Below are 16,436 nucleotides of genomic sequence, written 5' to 3'. Positions count from 1 at the left end.
GCCCGCCGGGCGCTCCGAAACCTGCCTCGCCAACGGTGTCGGACCTTCATCCGTAACCGCTGGCGAGGCACCTGCCCAATAGTTGGGACGTTTTCTTCTTCTCTCTACATACGCTCTCGACACCATGCTTCACCTGGGGGGCTGTTAGCCCTTCCGTAAGCCATCTGCGATGTGGACCCAGCAGATGAGGCGATGAACATGACGTCGAACTTGTCGAATCTGGAGAACATGCGGCGATAGCCCTTTAGCGTGCGCAACAGGTGCTCAACCTCGCTGCCACTCATGTGCATCTCGTGGTCGTACTCATTTGGCTTGATGCCCGTGCGCAGCGACGGCACGACGGGATTGATGCCGGCATCAATAGTCAGTGGGCGGATCTCGTCGCATTCAGAGCCTGTAGGCCGCTCTTCTCGGGTGCATCGGTGCCGCTAGGGGGCACCTTCAAAACGGTGATGTTCAGCGACAAGGCTTCGATCTTGGTCTGCACTGTCTGCGCTTGCATGAGTTGCTTGAGGACTCGACCCAGCATGCCCGACTTCGTTGATCGGCTCATGCGCATGGAGAGCGAGTGCCAGTTGCCAATGCGCGTGCGAAGACGCAGCCATTTGCAGTCGTGCTTTGCAATATCCACAATGGCGTGGACAACCAGCTGGTGTACCAAACTTACGTTACCGTGCCGCCTGGGCGCGCTTGCCAACTTCTGTTTGGTCGGCAATGGCTTGCCGATCCCCGAACTGGTTGTATTTGAGTTCGACGGCCGCTGAGCTCATTCCTCGCCCGCTATGGCCATGTTCAACCAGCGTTGCGACGCCGGGCCCGATGGGGCGGCCAAGGGCAGCGGCTCGTGCAGGCTTGGTCGTGAGGTGTTGCTCGACGATGGCCCCGGATCCGCTACCAAGCCCCGCTGAACCGCAATCGAGGCTGCATGGGTGCGGCTTGAGGCCTGTAGCTTCTCAAGAATGGCCGTGACATGCGCCTTGACCGTGCTGACGGCCATGCCCAGCTCGCGGGCGATCGACTTATTGCACAAACCACCGGCCATCAACTGCAGGACGTCGGACTCGCGCCTCGTCAGGCTGGCTTGCGCCAAGCTATCAGCGATGCGCTGGGCGATCCGGGGGCTGAGGTAGCGGCTGCCACGATGGACTGTGTGCATGGCGGTCACAATCTCGTCGGCCGAGCAGCCCTGAGCGAGATAGCCATAAGCGCCCAAGCCCATGGCCTGCCGCACCTCCTGTTCCCGGTACCGGGAACTGAAGATCAGCACGCGGGGCCGGGGGCTGCTGCTCATGCCGCCGCTGCAGGCCCGCTGCCCGGCAAGAGCGGCCATACCGCCCGTGTAGTCCGAAATCAGGATATCGACGCGATGGCCGGCATGCCCACTGGAGTCTGTGGCGCTGGACTGGATTTCGTGGTCAGCGCTCAGAATGGCGGACAGGCCCGCCACCGTGACAGGATCCGCGTGGCAGATGAGGACATTGATTTGCGGCTTCAAGGCAATCTCCTTTAGCAAGACGTCTCGATGAGAGCGTTGGCAATCATCTTGGCTGCGCGGAGACCGCAAAGCGAGTCAAGCCTTGTAAAACGTTGCGAATCGGGTTGGGCAGGGTGTTCACGAGCCTGTCTCTCATGGCCAGAGCAGGTTGCCAAGCCCGGCCGGCCCTCGACGATGACGCATCAACCGCGGCCAGAAATGCCCATTGCGGCCCAGCGTGCTGCGGGCCACCGTGGCCATAGCCATTCCACCCACAATGCCCAGAGCCGGCGCATGGGCCGCCGTCGACGCCGCTAGCCAGATGCATGCGCTCGCTACTGTGTCGCCGGACGACCCCAACTGCCAGATGGCCGCACGAGTCAAGCTGCCTCTGGGTCAGACGGGCCATCTCATCGACCATCGCGCTTAGCCGGCCCGACACGGCAAGCTCTTTGCGCTTCGGGACGGTCTGGCGACTGTGCTCGAGTGCAAAGTGTGTCGGACCTGGAAGATCCCTTTGAGAGCCGGCATGACAGGTTCGTTGACCTGCGCAGAGGAGCGCTAGCGTCGAGGACCAAACACACCGGCAAGCAGCGCGCTCCCTCGGCGATCATGAGAAAGCCAGAACGTGTTGCCAGGGTCCCGCAGGATCATGGCCAGCATTCCACAACGTTCGTTGAATGCTGCTTCCAGCAAGGCGGCTGCGCGGTCCCGGTACCCCAGCTCTGCAAGAGGGGCCGCGTACAGCGCTGCCTCGCCAGTTGTCGTCCTCGAACACAGCAGCACGGAATCAATGATGTCGAGGGCGGTCTCTCTTTCCTGCAACCGCGCCAATACAAAGGACGAAACACTCCACACGAAAGTCGGGGTGTGCGCGCCTTCGGTCATGCGAATCGCGGTAGATCGAAGCTCGGGTCGGGGATTTACAACTGCCTGAATCGCCAGCTCGAAAGCGGTCACTGCTAGATCGCCAGGATGGTCCTGGCTGGCTGACGCTATCTCAGCAACGGCTTCGTCACCTCGATCGCAAAGCACCAGTGCGCGGGACAAAACCATTCGCGGCGCCAATGCATGTGGAGAAAGCCGTCTGATTCTTCTTAGAGTTTCAACAGCACTGACTGCTTGATTCATGTAGAGCTGATGGCGACTGTAAGCAAGCAAGGACCGCGTATCTGAATGCTCGGCATGCAGTGATCTTTCGAAACACACTGCAGCGTCGTCGAATCGCCAGGCCAGGTCAAGCAGCGCGCCGCGTGCCGCTTCAGCGGCGGAAAACAGTCCTGGATCTTCGATCTGCCCAAGGGCCGCCAGGCCCTCACTCACGGCGTCAGGTGTTGAGGTCTGGCCCCAGCCTATGGCAATGGCCAGCGCATCCGCAAGGGCAATTCGCGCTGCACCGTGGGCCTGGTCCTTGGTCACCACCTCACGGAGCAATCTAAGTGCAACGCCCACCGCAGCAGGGCTGCGTTGTTCAAGGAGCTTTCTGGCGTGCTCATAGCCAGGATGGCTGTCATCGGTGCTTCCATTCTCAGCTGATGAACGGCCATCGCGACGCAATCGGTAGCCCACCCCGTACTCGGCTGCAATGTCCCAGCCATGAGGCCGCAACGCCCGCCTCAGGCGACTGATGCACATGGCCAAGCCCTCATCGGACATGGCTTGATTCGCCCACACGCGTGCGGAGAAATCGTCCTTTGAAACCACGCCTGGCTGCCGTTCGACCAACATCACGAGCACCAACCGCTCCTGGCGCGAGACCTTCAGAAGTCTGCCATTCACCCACGGCATGCCATCTCGGTCGAGGCTTATTTCTGTAAGTACGGGAGAGGATGCTTCTCCGCGATTCATCGTTATGTTCCTGTCAAGTTCTGTAGTTGCTTCCTCCATAGCATTGTCTTCCCATTCGTTTTCATCAAACCGGGATAAAGCTCATGAGAAAAGCAACTGCACTAGCGCTCTCAGCGCTGCTATCGCTCACTGCACACGGATTTACAGGCGCGCCAAAGGTGGACTTCAACAGCGGCACGGGAGACTGGCGAATCCAAGCGCCTGAAAATGATCCGGAGAACGGCTGGCGGACCTGGGTCGATCCCAATGCGGGAAAAGACGGTGGGGCGGCGCTTCACAGCCAGCTTCCTGTGATCTGGGACGCAACCTGGGTCAATACATCGAGCGCGGTGACCGGTGATCTAACAAAGGTAGGGAGTGTCAACTTCAGCTTTGACCTCCACACCGAGTCGTTTGTCTACCTGTTCAATGGACAGGAAGTGACGCGGGACGTTGTGGTTGAACTGCGCAGCATCAACGCCGACGAGACGTTCTCAAGTGTCTTTTTCAATGTTGGCACAACAGGTGCCGACAAGGGGTGGCAACACTTCAGTGCAACGATCAGCGACACATCTTCCGCAGCGCTGCCGACAGGCTGGTCCGGCTTCTCCTCTGAGCACGGCAGTGTTCTGCCAGACGGCGTCACGTTCACGGATCTACTCAAGAATGTTGATGAAGTCCGGATCACAACGTCTGTCCCCGGCATGTTTTACGGTGATGCCTATGTTGACGTCACGATTGACAACATATCGATCTCGGCAGTACCCGAGCCTGGCACGCTGGCCAGCATGGTTGCCGGCTTGCTTCTGATCGCAGGGTATCGACGCCGGCTAAAGGGGTGATGGAGCATCACTTCAGGCTACCGAGAGCCACTAACTTTGTGCGGAACTAAAGGTCGGCCTGACAGAAGCGTAGGGCTTTCGATGAAGGCCCTCTTTGAACATCGTTAGGAGATTGTTAGTAAAAGAAACTAACAACTCAGTTGGTCAAAAGCTCCTGATAGTTCCAATAACTTGCGATATTTGCGCGGCAGCGCGCGGGCCATTTCAAGCGGAGCATCTTCATGATCTCCGATAAATTCCTCGCAAACTACTCAACGATAAATGGACGAAACAAGATGAAGAAGCTCCGCTTACCAAAGCTCTCCAAGGATGGCTTACTTCTAGCCGTCAGCCTTTGTCTCGCAGCTTGCGGCGGAGGCTCTGGCGATCCACCCCAGTCAAGCACGCAGGACGCTGAAGTTCTCACGACCAGAATGTCCAAGGCGCTTGCCGCCGACGCTGGAGAAAGTGAGGCGGTGCTGACGCCAGTGTCCGCCAACGCCAGCAACTCGGAGCGAGGTGATCTGTCGGCGGACAAGGCGATTGATCGATCGACTGAGACTCGGTGGAGCAGCGGGTTCTCTGACGATGAGTACCTTGTCCTCGACTATGGCAAAACGGTCACGATCAATCGTGTCCGAATCGACTGGGAGCGTGCGCATGCCAAAGCGTACGAGTTGCAGGTCTCTCTCGACAGTAGCAACTGGACCACGCTCAAAGTCGTAAGCGACAGCCATGGTGGCACCGAAGACTGGGCTGGCTTTGCCGGTCAGGGGCGCTACCTGCGCGTCAAGGGCATCAAGCGGTCCTCGGACTACGGGTACTCCATTTTTGAGATCCAGGCATTCTCCGGCGTCGCGCCCGCGCCCGCACCAACACCCACACCGACACCGACACCGACACCGACACCGACACCGACACCGACACCAACACCAACACCAACACCCAGCCCAGATCCAGTCGGCGTAGATCAGCCGGGCGTTCTCATTAAGCCGGTAACAGCCACCTCATCCAGGATTGAGGGTGGCAACGCAGCGACGCTCGCCATTGACGGAAAGCCCGGCACGCGGTGGGCCAGCGACTTCGAGGATGGTGCCTATATTCAATTTGATTTCGGAGCCAAGACTCGGGTCGGCTACATGAAGCTCTCCTGGGAGAACGCCTATGGCAAGGTCTATTCTTTGCGGACGTCCGATGACGGAGTGAACTGGACAGCGCTGCGCCACGTCAGTAACGGTCGAGGCGGTACGGAGGAGTTCTTCAACCTGAACGTCGATGCTCGATACATCCGCCTGCAAGGCGAGGTTCGGGCGACACAGTACGGCTATTCGTTGTTTGAAGTCGAGTTCAAGACACCAGGCAGCGACAACACGTTGCCAATCGTCGCCACATCGCCGTTGGGCTTTCCTACCAATGGCAATGGCTTGGTGCCGCTGCCGACGACGGCTGAGCCGCTGGAGTCGCTCCAGTTCACACTGGCGGATGGCACGCTCGTTACACGGTTTGGCGTACGTGGCCTCGCCCGTCACGGCCGGGAGCGTGGTGAGGAGTGGAACGAAATTGGCTACGGCCCTAACGACACGGTGGATGCCTTCGGCAACCCGGTCAATAAGCAGCCTGGCGCATTCTTGAACTTCGTCCCGCAGTACTTCAAGAATCGCACCTGGGGTTTCGAGGTCATCGATAACAGCCGCGTAGCCGGCGTGAAGACGCCGACCTTGCGGGTAAACCAGTACTTCCCCCAGCAGCAGTTGCCCGGTGGTGTGGCGTGGTTTCGCGCTTTTGACCGGCCAGGGGTGACGGGCTACGGTTGGATGAGTCCTGGGGAATTATCCGATCCCAAGGTCACGATCTGCCCACCGGTGCCTTACCCATCTAACGGGAAGCTGCTGAGTTCCACCATCCTGAACGACGGTTGCAGCTTGACGGTTAAGGAGTACCCGGGTCATGGTGCGCTTGGTGCGGACGGCTTGCCTAATGGCAAGAACGTGCCGGCACGACCGCTGGCTATTGGTGACGTCATCGAGGTGTCGCCGTCGTTCTTCTCCACTCGCCAGGCTATGGACGCCATTGGAGACAACGGGGATCTGCGCTACTACGCTGGTGAATGGACCTATGTCGTCGGTACGGGCTTGCGCCCCTCTTATGGTGTGCAACCGCGCTTGATGAATGCGCCTTTGCCAGTCGCCACGCTGTCGGGCGGGAGTGGATCGGTCTCTTACAACTACTCCGACGAAGGCGTTTTCATGTTCCAGCAGCCACACAACAACATTGGCATGCAGAACATGCAACGTTTCGTTGAAGGTCGCCGCTTGGTGCACACCAACTTCACCACTGGCCATCACAACGAACCAGGCAATGATCGCTATACGCCGGCCGTGGGCCTGCAAGGTACGCGCTTCAGCCAGTCGGCCTGTATCGCCTGCCATGTCAACAATGGGCGCAGCCCCGCACCGCGGGCCATCAATCAACGCTTGGATACTATGTCGGTTCGTGCAGCGACGATCGACGCTGGCGGACGTCAGTTGCCGCATCCGAGCTATGGATCTACTGTTCTGATGAACGCTCAGTCCGCAACTGGAGCGCCCCAGGACTGGGGAACAGGTGTCCGCGTTGCCGGGTTTGAAGTCAGGACCGTCACCTTGGCCGATGGCGCGCGCATCGAGCTGCGCAAGCCGACGCTCGCGTTCGACGGGCCAACGCCTCAGATATTCTCTCTTCGCGCAGCTCAGCCCATGATCGGTGCTGGCTTGCTTGAAGCGATTCCCGAGGCCGAAATCCTCGCGCTAGCGCGGTCTGCGCCAGATGCCGATGGCGTCAAGGGTGTGCCAAATTTCGCATTCGACCCCGAGACCGGCGCTGTGCAACTAGGACGCTTCGGCTGGAAGGCTTCGAAGGTGTCGCTGCGCCACCAAAGCGCTGCCGCACTGCTTCAGGACATGGCAGTCACTTCTCCGGTCTACCCCAGCCGTGCATGCAATGCCGGACCAGCAGCCTGTGCAGCGGGCAAGCCCGACAAAGGCATCTCGGAAGCGGATCTCCAGTCCTTGTCACGCTATGTTGCTTTGGTTGGCGTTCCGGCGCAGCGCAGCCTTTCCAGCGGGTTCCCCAAAGGCGTCTCTCCACTGGACGAGCACCGCGTTGATGAGCTTCAAGTCAGCGCTGGTAGCCGCCTGTTCGAACAAGCGAGGTGCACGGCTTGCCACACAGCATCACTGAAGACCGGACCGGGGCATCTGTTCGCGGAACTTCGCAGTCAGTCCATCAAGCCCTATAGCGATCTTCTTTTGCACGACATGGGGCCAGGGCTTGCGGATAACTATGTCGAGGGCCAGGCCAAGGGGTCTATGTGGCGCACTGCACCGCTCTGGGGCATCGGCTACACCGACAAGGTCATGGGTAGCAGTGCCAACGTTGGATATCTCCACGATGGTCGTGCTCGCAATCTCACCGAGGCCATCATGTGGCACGGCGGCGAGGGCGAGAAGTCGCGGCAGCGCTTTGAGGCGATGACAAAGGCGGATCGGGAGGCTTTGCTGGCTTTCTTGAGGTCTCTCTAAATCACCTGCAGGGACCTTGACGAAACCTTCTGGGGGTCAGTAGCCCGGAGCGATCGGCATTCGCGAGCGTGCTGAAGGCAAAGGCTGCATCTTGGTGGTCGAAAGTAGGCGACCAGCCAAGACCCCTTGAAGGGCCCGGTGAACTGGTGCAGACCCAGTCGACTGCGGAGTAGGCAGGCGATAGAAGCCAGCTGCTCAATCCACAGTGCCGAGTTCAATGCACAGGTTGTCATGGCTTGTTGCGCATCGGAAGATCCCAGGTTGCCGTGGCGATAGCGCGCTCGCGAAGGCGGTGGACTGCAGTTTGAATTGACCGCCGGGTCCGGGCCTGTTCATGCTTGATGGCCAAGTGTCGGTGTACAGCGAAATTTGGCTGTTGTGCGCCCAGCCTGTCTTGGCGTTTGACGGCCTGACAGGCGATGCGGCTTCTGCGAGGACCAGTGTCCTTCGCGCCGATGAACGCAAGTTCGCTCAATCCCGAAGTGGTCCGAGGCCGGAGCGTCAGTATTGATTTCGCAAACCTTGGCCAATGCGCGTTGGTGAACATGCGCTTCGCCGTCAAGGAAAACTGGCTTCCAGAGCGACCGCCGCCGCACGGCTCCCTCTTCTCTCCGATCTAAGATCATCATGCCAAATAACCGCAAAATCTCGCGATCGTCGGTGCCTCTTCCGGCCTCCCAGGCTGGGGGCTCCAACGCCCTGCCTGCCGCCAACGCGCCGCGCGGGCGGCCGTCTCAGACGCGTCCGCGTCAGATCGACGGTCCGCCATCCGAACTTGCTGCCACCCGCAACGTGCTGCCACGATCGGAGAGCACGGGAAGCAGCAGTCTTTCGATGCGTCGAATGGACAGTTTGGCACGTACCTTGCACTCATCCATGCCCGGGGAGTACAACACCGACAGATCATTCCCGAACCCTGTGGTGACAGCCGTGGGTTTCACCGCGCAAGACGAGTATCCGTTGGCCATCGCGCACAACGCCACGAGTGATCGCCAGAAGGCGGTTGATGCTGAGCGTTTGGAGGTGCTGCGCAAGACGCTGAAAGGCGAGATGACTCCACACGATGCTGCTTGTAGGACCGCACCATCCAGCGGCTTTAAACCTAAGGATCGTGCGCAGGAACGTCTAGAGAAGGACTATGCCAAGCTGCGAAATACTTTCCGTGGGGTCGATGACGGCAAGGTCGGCGGAAAGGAGTTTCGCGCGCAACTGGCGCAAGTCTTCAATGGCAATCCGGTTCAGTATGTTGACCATACGATAGCGGTCAACCGAGGCGCCGTCCATGGCGAAAGCGCACTGCTAGCTGAGAGCGTTCCGGGATTGATCGGAGTCAGCAAGTTGTCTTGCGGAGACTGCTCGGACTATGCGGTCGAACTCAAACGGTCGATGGATATCCGTGGGACGCATGGAGAGCGGTTTCCGGGATGGCAGCATCCGACTTCAGGTCAAATTGAGCCCAGGGCACGGTTCACATCGACCGCCAACCAATTTCCCGACGATTCCGATTCTGAGGTCGAGCTCGAATCCCAGGCCCGCGGCACTGCGGATGATCTTGCCAGAGCTAAAGGGAGCGGGCAGTCGCGCACCGATGTCGGCGGCAGTTCCGGCGGCACTGGTGAGCCCAGCCGACCCAGCAAGGGTATGGGTCGCGGTCAAATGCGGAGGAAGGCCCGCCGCAACGGTGAAGCCATGCCGGGATCCGGCGTGGACTCCTGAAGCAACGCACTGGGCCTGGAATTCAGGGCTAGACAAGACGTCCCGACTGGACGGCTACATGCCGGCGACAACATCGGGTCGATCATGCCGTGCGGAAAGGTCTCTGAATGCGGCGCTGCCGAGGCAAAGTCGCAGCAGAGTTGCGATCCCCAAACGATCCTCTGCCCAGGCCTAGCTTTGAACACCGAAGTGGCGAATTAGCCCAACTCGCCGTCGTGCCATGCATGTGGACGGCCGTTCTGCTTACTCCGACTGCCTGGGGCCACCCATCAACTCGGTGTGTGTGGGATTGACATAGCGAGTTGATGGATCCGTCATGTACGAGGTGCCCACCAGTGCGCGGTAGGACTGAGAAAGTGATTTGTCGAAGGAGATGAGACTTTCCCGAATCTCCGAGACCGACAAGCCCGCATCCTTTCCAGCCTTGTAGATCTCGATGCGCTGCCGGGTCACGCCTTGAACAATGGCATCTAGCTTTCGCTTGAGATCATCTGTCAGTGGTTCGCCCGTCGACGAAACCGTGTAGGGATGGGTTGCTCCATCGATGGCAATGCCGTCGGGTCGGTAGACGTTGTACTCCAGACGGGTTGGCCCTGAAGCGATGCCGACGCTGGTAGTCTCCCCAGAGGACCAGTAGTTAAAGGCCATGAATGCACCAGTGCCGCTCTTTGGAGCCGCGTAAACGTCTGGCGGCTTCCAATTTGAGGCATTCGATAGCGAGACGTCATAGCTTGTGCTTGTAGCGAGGTCCCGCGAGTCGCCTTGCCCAGCGGCAGGTCGGCCACCCGATGGGTTGTTGCTTGCGGCAGCGCGGATGAGAACTGGCGGGGTGTCCACTCTCCCTGAAATGCTTGTCATAAAAGTCACCTTCTTGGATAGGGTCGATCCAGCAAGGAGACTATGCCGATGCGGCACACCGATATCGAAAGAAAAGACCGACCGAAACTGATCGTTTGGCGGCAGCGAGCCCAATGACTTCCATTTCAGGAGCTTCTGGATGCTGTGTGGCGGTGCTTGGGCGCTGCGGTGCTCGTGGCACCGTGAAACTCAGCGCCGGGCATGCGCGCCAGCAGGCCAGCCCTCAAGCTTCGGTAATTGCGAAGTCGTCGAGTTTTGCGCCTGATTCCAGCGCAGCCCGTAGCCAACGCGGCTGGCTGCCTCGACCGGACCAAGTGTTGCCGGCATTGTCCCTGAACTTCGCCGCCACCTTTACTCCCTTGGGAGCCGTCGCAGTCTTAGTCCGAGGGTTGTCTGCCTTCGCGGCGCCACTCTTGCGAGCACGTTGCTCAGTCTTGGCTTGAGCTACCGCCGGCGTCGACATGCGCTTTGCATGCACCCCAAAAATTTGCTCGGGCGTCAGGCGGTAGTGCTCGACGGCCTGCCGTATGCGAGCGACGACACCGTTAACTTCCTTGTCGAGAAGCGCCTTCTCCTGCTGTTGTAGCTTTGCGATCTGCTGGCGGATCTGCTCGACGGTTTTCGGCATTGGTGGCCTCCAAGTATCAATGGGGGCACTTAGTTTAGTTGTTGGCTAGCGCTGAAAGGAATCAACGGGCTTGGCGCCGACAGAACACCAGGTGTCGGCGTTGCAGGACGTAGGTGGAACATTGCTGCCTTACTCTTGTGCACCGCCACCTGTTCCTTTGGTGTGTTTGCCCACCGACTTGGGATGTGCTTGCAGCCGCAGTCAACTCGCGAGCCTGCTGATCGAGCGACTCCCGTTCCTGCAGCATGCAGTCGAGTCCGTCATAGTTCCGAGCTTGGATGCCAGTGGACCCATGCTGTTTGCATGTGCCCGCGAATTTCGCGGCCAATGCGGTTTGCGGCCAGCAAGGCCCCACGCCCGATCGAACGCGTTTGAGCTAAAGCCCCTCAATCGCATCATCGACAGCCTGCGCTGCCCAGCCCGACAAGGCCGTGGCTGAGATTGGCTTGACGCCCTTTGTTGTGCAGAAGACATAGTCGCCAACGCGCTCGAATCCCTGCAGGTCAGGCACGGCAGGTCTGGTGATGGGCGCGGTGTGTGCTCCCGGGCCTCGCCCCGGGGCAGCCCTTGGTGTCCTGGATTGTGATCGAGTCGGCGCGTACGTCCGCCCAGCTCAGGCGAACGAGTCGCTCGATACCTTGGCCGCCGGTGAGCAGTTGCATGCGCCGGCAACGACCGCACAGCCGCGGCGGCTTCTCGATCAACTGCCAATAGGTGCGGAGTGTGGCGATGAGCTACGGCCTCAAAGCCACCCTGGCGCCTGGAGGTAGCGCTTATAGCGTCGGGACGGTGCCGCCATCAATGCGGTACTCGAAGCCTGCGGAGGATGCCGAGCGGGGTGACGCAAGGAACACGATCAAATCGGCAACTTCCTGCGGCGTGGCCGCCCTGCCAACTGGGATGCCACCAAGGGCATCCATGATCATCTTCTTGCCGCCCTCGTAGTCAGTGCCGGCATCGGCGCCAACACGCTTCGCGAACACCTCGGAAGCCTCGGTCATGATCCAGCCCGGCGCGACGCTGAGCACACGAACACCCTTAGGCGTGATTTCACGTGACAGCGCCTTGCTGTACGTCGTCAGCGCCCCCTTAGAAGCAGCATATGCAGTGGTCGCATCGGGCAGCGGCAGAACACGCTGAATCGAGCTGACATGAATGACCACGCCGGAACCTTGCGCGAGCATCGACGGCACAAGTTCACGGTCCAAGCGCACGGCCGGCAGGAGGTTCAAATTCAGCTCGGAGAGCCAGTGTTCGTCGGTGAGTGCAGCGAAGCCGCCCGTGGGGGCGTGCGAGCCGCCAAGCACGTTGATCAGGAGGTCGACACCCCCCCACTCTTTGAGGACGGAATCGGACAGGGTTCTCACGCCGTCAGCCGTCGTCAAGTCGGCAAGGATGTACGACACGCCTTCGACCGGGGCTTCCGGCGCTTTGCGAGCTGAAGTCGCAACGCGGGCACCTGCATCCACCAGAGCACGGACAACCGCGGCGCCGAGGCCCAAGGTTCCGCCAGTGACAACGGCCCGCAGGCCGTTCAGTTGAAGATCGAAGCTCATACCGTAATCTCCATGTTTGCAATCAGACCGCGCTCGAGACGGAAGAAGAACTTCATATCGAGCGGGCTGCCCTTGAAATTGCCGGCCACGTGGGCCTTCACTGCGTGAACGCCTTCAATCAGCTCCTGGGAGAAGGGCTCGGTCGTGCAGGTGTACTTGGCGTCGGCCGCCTGCTTCCACGCCCGGATCGCGTCGCGACCGATGAAGGTGTGGCCGTCGTCTTTCACCACGGCCTTCGGGGTGAAGCATTGCGCGACCTGGTCGGGACCTTGCGTGTCCGCCACGAAGTACGCGGCGATCGGGTCAGGGAGAGTCAATGAAGAGGGCATGGTGTGCTCCTTGGTTGGGACGGAACGAAGGATGCGCCCGCACATCCATTTAGAGAATCTCTTAGAATTCGAATGGCCTATGTAGAAAAGAGTACACAATGCGGGGGTCCGACTTTGCCGAGCTCAAAGCTTTCATCGCCGTCGTTGAAAGGCAAAGCTTTGCCCGCGCTGCGGAGTATCTGGGCTTGTCTCCGTCGGCGTTGAGTCAAACCATCCGCCAGCTGGAAGGCCGCATCGGCGCGCGCCTGTTGAATCGCACAACAAGAAGCGTCGCCCCGTCCGCAAGCGGTGAGCAGCTCTATTCGCGCGTGGCGCCGCTGTTCCGTGAAATGGCCAACGCGGTTGCCGAGGCAAGCGACGCCACCGGTCAGATAAGTGGAATTTTGCGGATCAACACCCTCGGGATAGCGGCAAGAACGCTCATTGCGCCAAGACTGCAGCGCTTCCATCGGGCGCATCCTGAGGTGGTGCTGGATATCGTAGTGGACGACGCACTGGCTGACATCGTGGCAGGCCGCTTCGACGCCGGGATACGAGTCGGTGGTCAGCTCAAGAAGGACATGATCGCCGTCCGTCTTTCACCAGACATGAAGATGATGGCCGTTGCTTCTCCGGACTACCTGGCCCGGCACGGCACGCCCAAGACGCCCACCGATTTGCACGACCATGCGTGCATCAATTGGCGACTCCAGATGGATGGGCGGTTCTACCGGTGGGAGTTCGAAAAGCGCGGCAAGCGGCACGAGATAGCCGTCGATGGGCCTGTCGTCACCAACCATGCCGACATCGGCGTGGCGGCAGCGGTCAACGGTCTAGGTATTGCCTACCACTTCGAGGTGGATCAGGTCGGAGAGCTGCTCAAGCAGGGGCGTCTTGTACAGATCCTGTCTGACTGGACGATTTCTCGTCCGGGCTTGTTCTTGTACTACTCCAACCGGCATCATCGCCCTGCATTGCTGAGCTCGTTTATCGACTGCATGTTGGACCGGGATCCGTTCGGCGACTCCTAACCTCCGCCGACAAAGAACGGCTAAGGGCGGCAATTTGCCGCCCTTCCCACCCTAGTCAAACTAAGTTTCGGCAAGATATCCACCAGCAACGTCGAGCCGATGGGGCTGGACGGGCCGCATACCTGCTTTGGGCCAGGAGTGCCATTGAGAAGCAGTGGTAGGAGAGCCGGTTGATGCAGTACTCGTTGCGCCCGAGTGGGACTCGGCGCTGCCTGCCAATGAAGCAAAAACCCGTACCCAGTTCAAGGATCAAGTCGCGCAGTCTCCTGATCTATCGGTCTTCGAGCTCGCGTTCGTGGACCTGTTACGGGATGCCCAATAACTCCAGGTGGTAGCTGCTCTCCAGTGCCTCTCAGGCCTGCTCGGACCTGGGCCGCGTTGGCGACCTGGCAGACATGGTGCTGCCGCTGCGACAGCGCCACCGCCCGGCTGCCGGCCGGTGGCCGGGACAGCAACAGAAGCAACTCGGCATGCAAGGCCCGGCGCCGTGCCGCCGGCACCGCCTCGGCCGTGGCCCGGCGGGCCAGTGCATGTCGGAGGTTCAGGCCCGTGTCACTGGGCACCAGCAGGCCGCGTGCCTGACAGGGGTCCTGCGCTGCCGACAGCGCTACCGGCAGCCAGGCTTGCATCAGCCAGGTTGGCACCTCGCCGGGCAACTGGCTCAGCCGGTCGAGCAGTTCGCGCTCGTCGGCCTCCAGCCGGCTCAAGCACGCGCGCACGGCGTCGCGGACCGAGCTGGGCACATCCTGCCCGGCGTCGGCCAGGCCGCTGCCCAGCACTTCGGTGACATAGAAGGGATTGCCGCCGGTGGCCTCGTGCAGGCCGTCGCAAGGCCGGCCGGCACGCGCTGCCAGCGCCGCGACGGCTGCGCCCGACAGCGGTTGCAGCGCCAGGCGTTGCAGGCTGGCCCCGGGCAGGTCGGCCAGCTCCTGGCACAGTGGATGGGGGCATGACCTCCTCGGCGCTGCAGCTGAGCACCATCGCGCAGGGCCAGGCGACCAGTCGGCGCCCTAGGAATCTGAGCAGGTCCAGCGTGCCCTCGTCGGCCCAGTGCACGTCCCCGAAGACCAGCATACAGGGGCGCGGCGAACGACTTAGGCGCTCCTGCAGCCAGCCGAATAAGCGCCCCGCCGAGGCACCTGTGTCCATCAGATCGAGCAAGGGTTGGGCCTGGCTGCCCAGCCTCAGGGCCATGTCCCGCAGCGGTCCCATGGGGCGCGGGGAGAACAGATCGCCGCAGCCGCCCCACCAGAGTTGGCTGCCGGCATCGAGCTCGCGTGCCCAGCGCCGCAGCACGCTGGACTTGCCCAGGCCGGCTTCGCCGGTCAGCAGCAGGATGCCGCCCTGGCCCGCACTGGCGCGCTGATGCAGGCGCTGCAGGCACAGCAGCGCCTGCTCGCGTTCGAGCAAGTCGGTGGCATAGCTCGACAGGGTCATTCGGGCCTTGGTACGCTTTGTAGTAGGGCTGCAAAACATAGGCAGGGCGGGTGTAAAAAACCAGCCGTGTACCCGCTTTTGACGGGGCCTGTCGGCAGAATTTCGTAGCCCAAGGGCTGCACTGCGGCCCTCAACGGAGGCCCAAGGCATGGACAACAAGGATCTTGAGCGCCTGCCCTGCGTCAAGCAGGGCCTGTGGTTTCATGGCGGGGTCAGTGCCTGCCATGTCCGCATCGTGCACCACCACCTGTTGTTGGGCAGCGGCGATGATGATGACCCGCCCGAACTCGCGCGCGACCGCGTCGCCGACTGCTACTACGTGCTCTTCGATCTGCCCCATGCCGAGTGGCACAACGGCGGCGCCGCGCTGTCGCTGCGCGAAGCGGTCTTCATGGCGCAGCGCCAGCTCGGCCCCATGCTCAGCTGGAGCGATTGAGGCCAGGCGCCGGTAGCCCGTAGACTGCCCGGATGCCCCATGCCGTCTCCCGCTTGCGTGCCGCCTGCCTGGCGCACAGCAGTACCCGCCCCCACCTTGATCGCGGCATACCCCGCAAGGAACGCTGCGCGCGCTGCCGCCTGGCTCCCAGCCACTGCATGTGTGCGCTGCGGCCGCAACTGGCGGCGCCACCGCGCGCGGCCGTGTGCCTGGTCATGGCCGAGTTCGAGCCGCTCAAGCCCAGCAACACCGGCTGGCTGGTGGCCGATGTGCTGGAGCAGACCCACGCGTTCACCTGGTCCCGCGTCGCGGTCGACCCGGCGCTGCCGGCCTTGCTGGCCGATCCGCAGTGGCAGCCCTATGTGGTGTTCCCCGGCGAGTTCGTGGCCGCGCCCGAGCGGGTGGTCAGCGAGCTGGCGCCGCCGCTGCGCGACGGGCGACGCCCGCTGTTCGTGCTGCTGGACGGCACCTGGTCCGAGGCGCGCAAGATCTTCCGCAAAAGCCCCTACCTGGACCGCTTGCCGGTGCTGAGCCTGAAGCCCGATCAGCTGTCGCGCTATCGCTTGCGCCGCTCCAGCCACGATCATCATTTCTGCACTTCTGAAGTGGCCGCGCTGTGCCTGGCCCTGGCAGGGGACGTGCACGCCGCGCAGACGCTGGAAGCCTATCTGGAGGTATTCAGCGCCCGCTACCTGAGTGCCCGGCAGAGCGTGCCACCAGATCCGCAGGACCAGGCCCATCTGCGGCTGCGCGGGTTGGCCGCACCCCCGCGCTGAGGGCCGCA

General features: G+C 61.3%; 15 protein-coding genes and 1 pseudogene. 6 read left to right on the top strand and 10 right to left on the bottom strand.

The annotated features are described in order from the left end of the window. Window positions 1-364: 364 nt before the first annotated feature. The 3 genes from OOZ63_RS29240 to OOZ63_RS17135 form a co-directional block, all read right to left on the bottom strand. The gene (locus OOZ63_RS29240) at window positions 365-502 is read right to left on the bottom strand and encodes a hypothetical protein (RefSeq protein ID WP_416234745.1); all 138 of its coding nucleotides are present in this window, start codon (window positions 500-502) and stop codon (window positions 365-367) included. A 264-nt stretch (window positions 503-766) separates the two neighbouring features. Then, window positions 767-1,495, bottom strand: a complete 729-nt coding sequence (locus OOZ63_RS17140) for a LuxR C-terminal-related transcriptional regulator (protein WP_266006800.1) — start codon at window positions 1,493-1,495, stop codon at window positions 767-769. Window positions 1,496-2,035: 540 nt separating this feature from the next. Further along, complete coding sequence (locus OOZ63_RS17135; RefSeq protein WP_266006799.1) at window positions 2,036-3,361, bottom strand: winged helix-turn-helix domain-containing protein; 1,326 nt, start codon at window positions 3,359-3,361, stop codon at window positions 2,036-2,038. A gap of 44 nt (window positions 3,362-3,405) precedes the next feature. On the opposite strand from OOZ63_RS17135, the gene OOZ63_RS17130 reads away from it, so the two are divergent. From OOZ63_RS17130 to OOZ63_RS17120, 3 genes are all read left to right on the top strand, one after another. Then, window positions 3,406-4,143: a PEP-CTERM sorting domain-containing protein gene (locus OOZ63_RS17130; RefSeq protein ID WP_266006798.1), complete on the top strand. Its 738-nt coding sequence runs from the start codon at window positions 3,406-3,408 to the stop codon at window positions 4,141-4,143. 221 nt (window positions 4,144-4,364) lie between these two features. Next, on the top strand, window positions 4,365-7,682 hold the full coding sequence (locus tag OOZ63_RS17125; protein WP_416234744.1) for a di-heme oxidoredictase family protein: 3,318 nt from the start codon (window positions 4,365-4,367) through the stop codon (window positions 7,680-7,682). Between the two features lie 843 nt (window positions 7,683-8,525). Further along, window positions 8,526-9,398: a hypothetical protein gene (locus tag OOZ63_RS17120; protein WP_266006797.1), complete on the top strand. Its 873-nt coding sequence runs from the start codon at window positions 8,526-8,528 to the stop codon at window positions 9,396-9,398. Window positions 9,399-9,641: 243 nt separating this feature from the next. Here OOZ63_RS17120 and OOZ63_RS17115 read toward each other — a convergent pair whose 3' ends face one another. The 4 genes from OOZ63_RS17115 to OOZ63_RS17100 form a co-directional block, all read right to left on the bottom strand. Then, window positions 9,642-10,046, bottom strand: a complete 405-nt coding sequence (locus OOZ63_RS17115) for a hypothetical protein (protein WP_266006796.1) — start codon at window positions 10,044-10,046, stop codon at window positions 9,642-9,644. A gap of 433 nt (window positions 10,047-10,479) precedes the next feature. Continuing rightward, window positions 10,480-10,884 (bottom strand): H-NS histone family protein, encoded by a 405-nt coding sequence (locus tag OOZ63_RS17110; RefSeq protein ID WP_266006795.1) that lies wholly within the window; start codon window positions 10,882-10,884, stop codon window positions 10,480-10,482. 773 nt (window positions 10,885-11,657) lie between these two features. Then, window positions 11,658-12,440: an SDR family oxidoreductase gene (locus OOZ63_RS17105; RefSeq protein ID WP_266006794.1), complete on the bottom strand. Its 783-nt coding sequence runs from the start codon at window positions 12,438-12,440 to the stop codon at window positions 11,658-11,660. Beyond that, the gene (locus tag OOZ63_RS17100) at window positions 12,437-12,769 is read right to left on the bottom strand and encodes a nuclear transport factor 2 family protein (protein WP_266006793.1); all 333 of its coding nucleotides are present in this window, start codon (window positions 12,767-12,769) and stop codon (window positions 12,437-12,439) included. The genes OOZ63_RS17105 and OOZ63_RS17100 overlap by 4 nt, the downstream gene beginning before the upstream one ends. A 98-nt stretch (window positions 12,770-12,867) precedes the next feature. Here OOZ63_RS17100 and OOZ63_RS17095 point away from each other — a divergent pair, with 98 nt between their 5' ends. Then, window positions 12,868-13,779: a LysR family transcriptional regulator gene (locus OOZ63_RS17095; protein ID WP_266006791.1), complete on the top strand. Its 912-nt coding sequence runs from the start codon at window positions 12,868-12,870 to the stop codon at window positions 13,777-13,779. Window positions 13,780-13,834: 55 nt separating this feature from the next. On the opposite strand, the gene OOZ63_RS29235 is transcribed toward OOZ63_RS17095, so the two are convergent. The 3 genes and pseudogenes from OOZ63_RS29235 to OOZ63_RS29230 all read right to left on the bottom strand — a co-directional run. After that, complete coding sequence (locus OOZ63_RS29235) at window positions 13,835-14,032, bottom strand: hypothetical protein (protein WP_416234743.1); 198 nt, start codon at window positions 14,030-14,032, stop codon at window positions 13,835-13,837. Further along, window positions 14,022-14,558: a hypothetical protein gene (locus tag OOZ63_RS17090; RefSeq protein ID WP_266006789.1), complete on the bottom strand. Its 537-nt coding sequence runs from the start codon at window positions 14,556-14,558 to the stop codon at window positions 14,022-14,024. The genes OOZ63_RS29235 and OOZ63_RS17090 overlap by 11 nt, the downstream gene beginning before the upstream one ends. 235 nt (window positions 14,559-14,793) lie before the next feature. Beyond that, window positions 14,794-15,216: pseudogene (locus OOZ63_RS29230) on the bottom strand (ATP-binding protein); the annotation flags it as partial. Between the two features lie 148 nt (window positions 15,217-15,364). Between OOZ63_RS29230 and OOZ63_RS17085 the strand changes: the two are divergent. Both OOZ63_RS17085 and OOZ63_RS17080 read left to right on the top strand, forming a co-directional pair. Next, window positions 15,365-15,652 carry a hypothetical protein gene (locus OOZ63_RS17085; RefSeq protein ID WP_266006788.1) on the top strand — a complete coding sequence of 96 codons (288 nt, stop codon included), beginning with the start codon at window positions 15,365-15,367 and terminating at the stop codon, window positions 15,650-15,652. A 32-nt stretch (window positions 15,653-15,684) separates the two neighbouring features. Beyond that, window positions 15,685-16,428, top strand: coding sequence for a tRNA-uridine aminocarboxypropyltransferase (locus OOZ63_RS17080; protein ID WP_266006787.1), 744 nt, complete (start codon window positions 15,685-15,687; stop codon window positions 16,426-16,428). The last annotated feature ends 8 nt before the right edge of the window (window positions 16,429-16,436 follow it).

Origin of the sequence: Paucibacter sp. PLA-PC-4 (assembly GCF_026241155.1) — a bacterium.
In the GTDB taxonomy this organism is placed as follows: Bacteria; Pseudomonadota; Gammaproteobacteria; order Burkholderiales; family Burkholderiaceae_C; genus Roseateles_E.
The sequence above is the reverse complement of the archived record's forward strand: the minus strand, read 5'-3'. Positions and strand labels throughout refer to the sequence as shown.

Bases quoted from the DNA above. Each gene is read 5' to 3' on its own strand.
- OOZ63_RS29240 (WP_416234745.1), bottom strand. From the start codon at position 502: ATGCAAGCGCAGACAGTGCAGACCAAGATCGAAGCCTTGTCGCTGAAC.
- OOZ63_RS17135 (WP_266006799.1), bottom strand. From the start codon at position 3,361: ATGGAGGAAGCAACTACAGAACTTGACAGGAACATAACGATGAATCGC.
- OOZ63_RS17130 (WP_266006798.1), top strand. From the start codon at position 3,406: ATGAGAAAAGCAACTGCACTAGCGCTCTCAGCGCTGCTATCGCTCACT.
- OOZ63_RS17125 (WP_416234744.1), top strand. From the start codon at position 4,365: ATGATCTCCGATAAATTCCTCGCAAACTACTCAACGATAAATGGACGA.
- OOZ63_RS17120 (WP_266006797.1), top strand. From the start codon at position 8,526: ATGGACAGTTTGGCACGTACCTTGCACTCATCCATGCCCGGGGAGTAC.
- OOZ63_RS17115 (WP_266006796.1), bottom strand. From the start codon at position 10,046: ATGGCCTTTAACTACTGGTCCTCTGGGGAGACTACCAGCGTCGGCATC.
- OOZ63_RS17110 (WP_266006795.1), bottom strand. From the start codon at position 10,884: ATGCCGAAAACCGTCGAGCAGATCCGCCAGCAGATCGCAAAGCTACAA.
- OOZ63_RS17105 (WP_266006794.1), bottom strand. From the start codon at position 12,440: ATGAGCTTCGATCTTCAACTGAACGGCCTGCGGGCCGTTGTCACTGGC.
- OOZ63_RS17100 (WP_266006793.1), bottom strand. From the start codon at position 12,769: ATGCCCTCTTCATTGACTCTCCCTGACCCGATCGCCGCGTACTTCGTG.
- OOZ63_RS17095 (WP_266006791.1), top strand. From the start codon at position 12,868: ATGCGGGGGTCCGACTTTGCCGAGCTCAAAGCTTTCATCGCCGTCGTT.
- OOZ63_RS17085 (WP_266006788.1), top strand. From the start codon at position 15,365: ATGGACAACAAGGATCTTGAGCGCCTGCCCTGCGTCAAGCAGGGCCTG.
- OOZ63_RS17080 (WP_266006787.1), top strand. From the start codon at position 15,685: ATGCCCCATGCCGTCTCCCGCTTGCGTGCCGCCTGCCTGGCGCACAGC.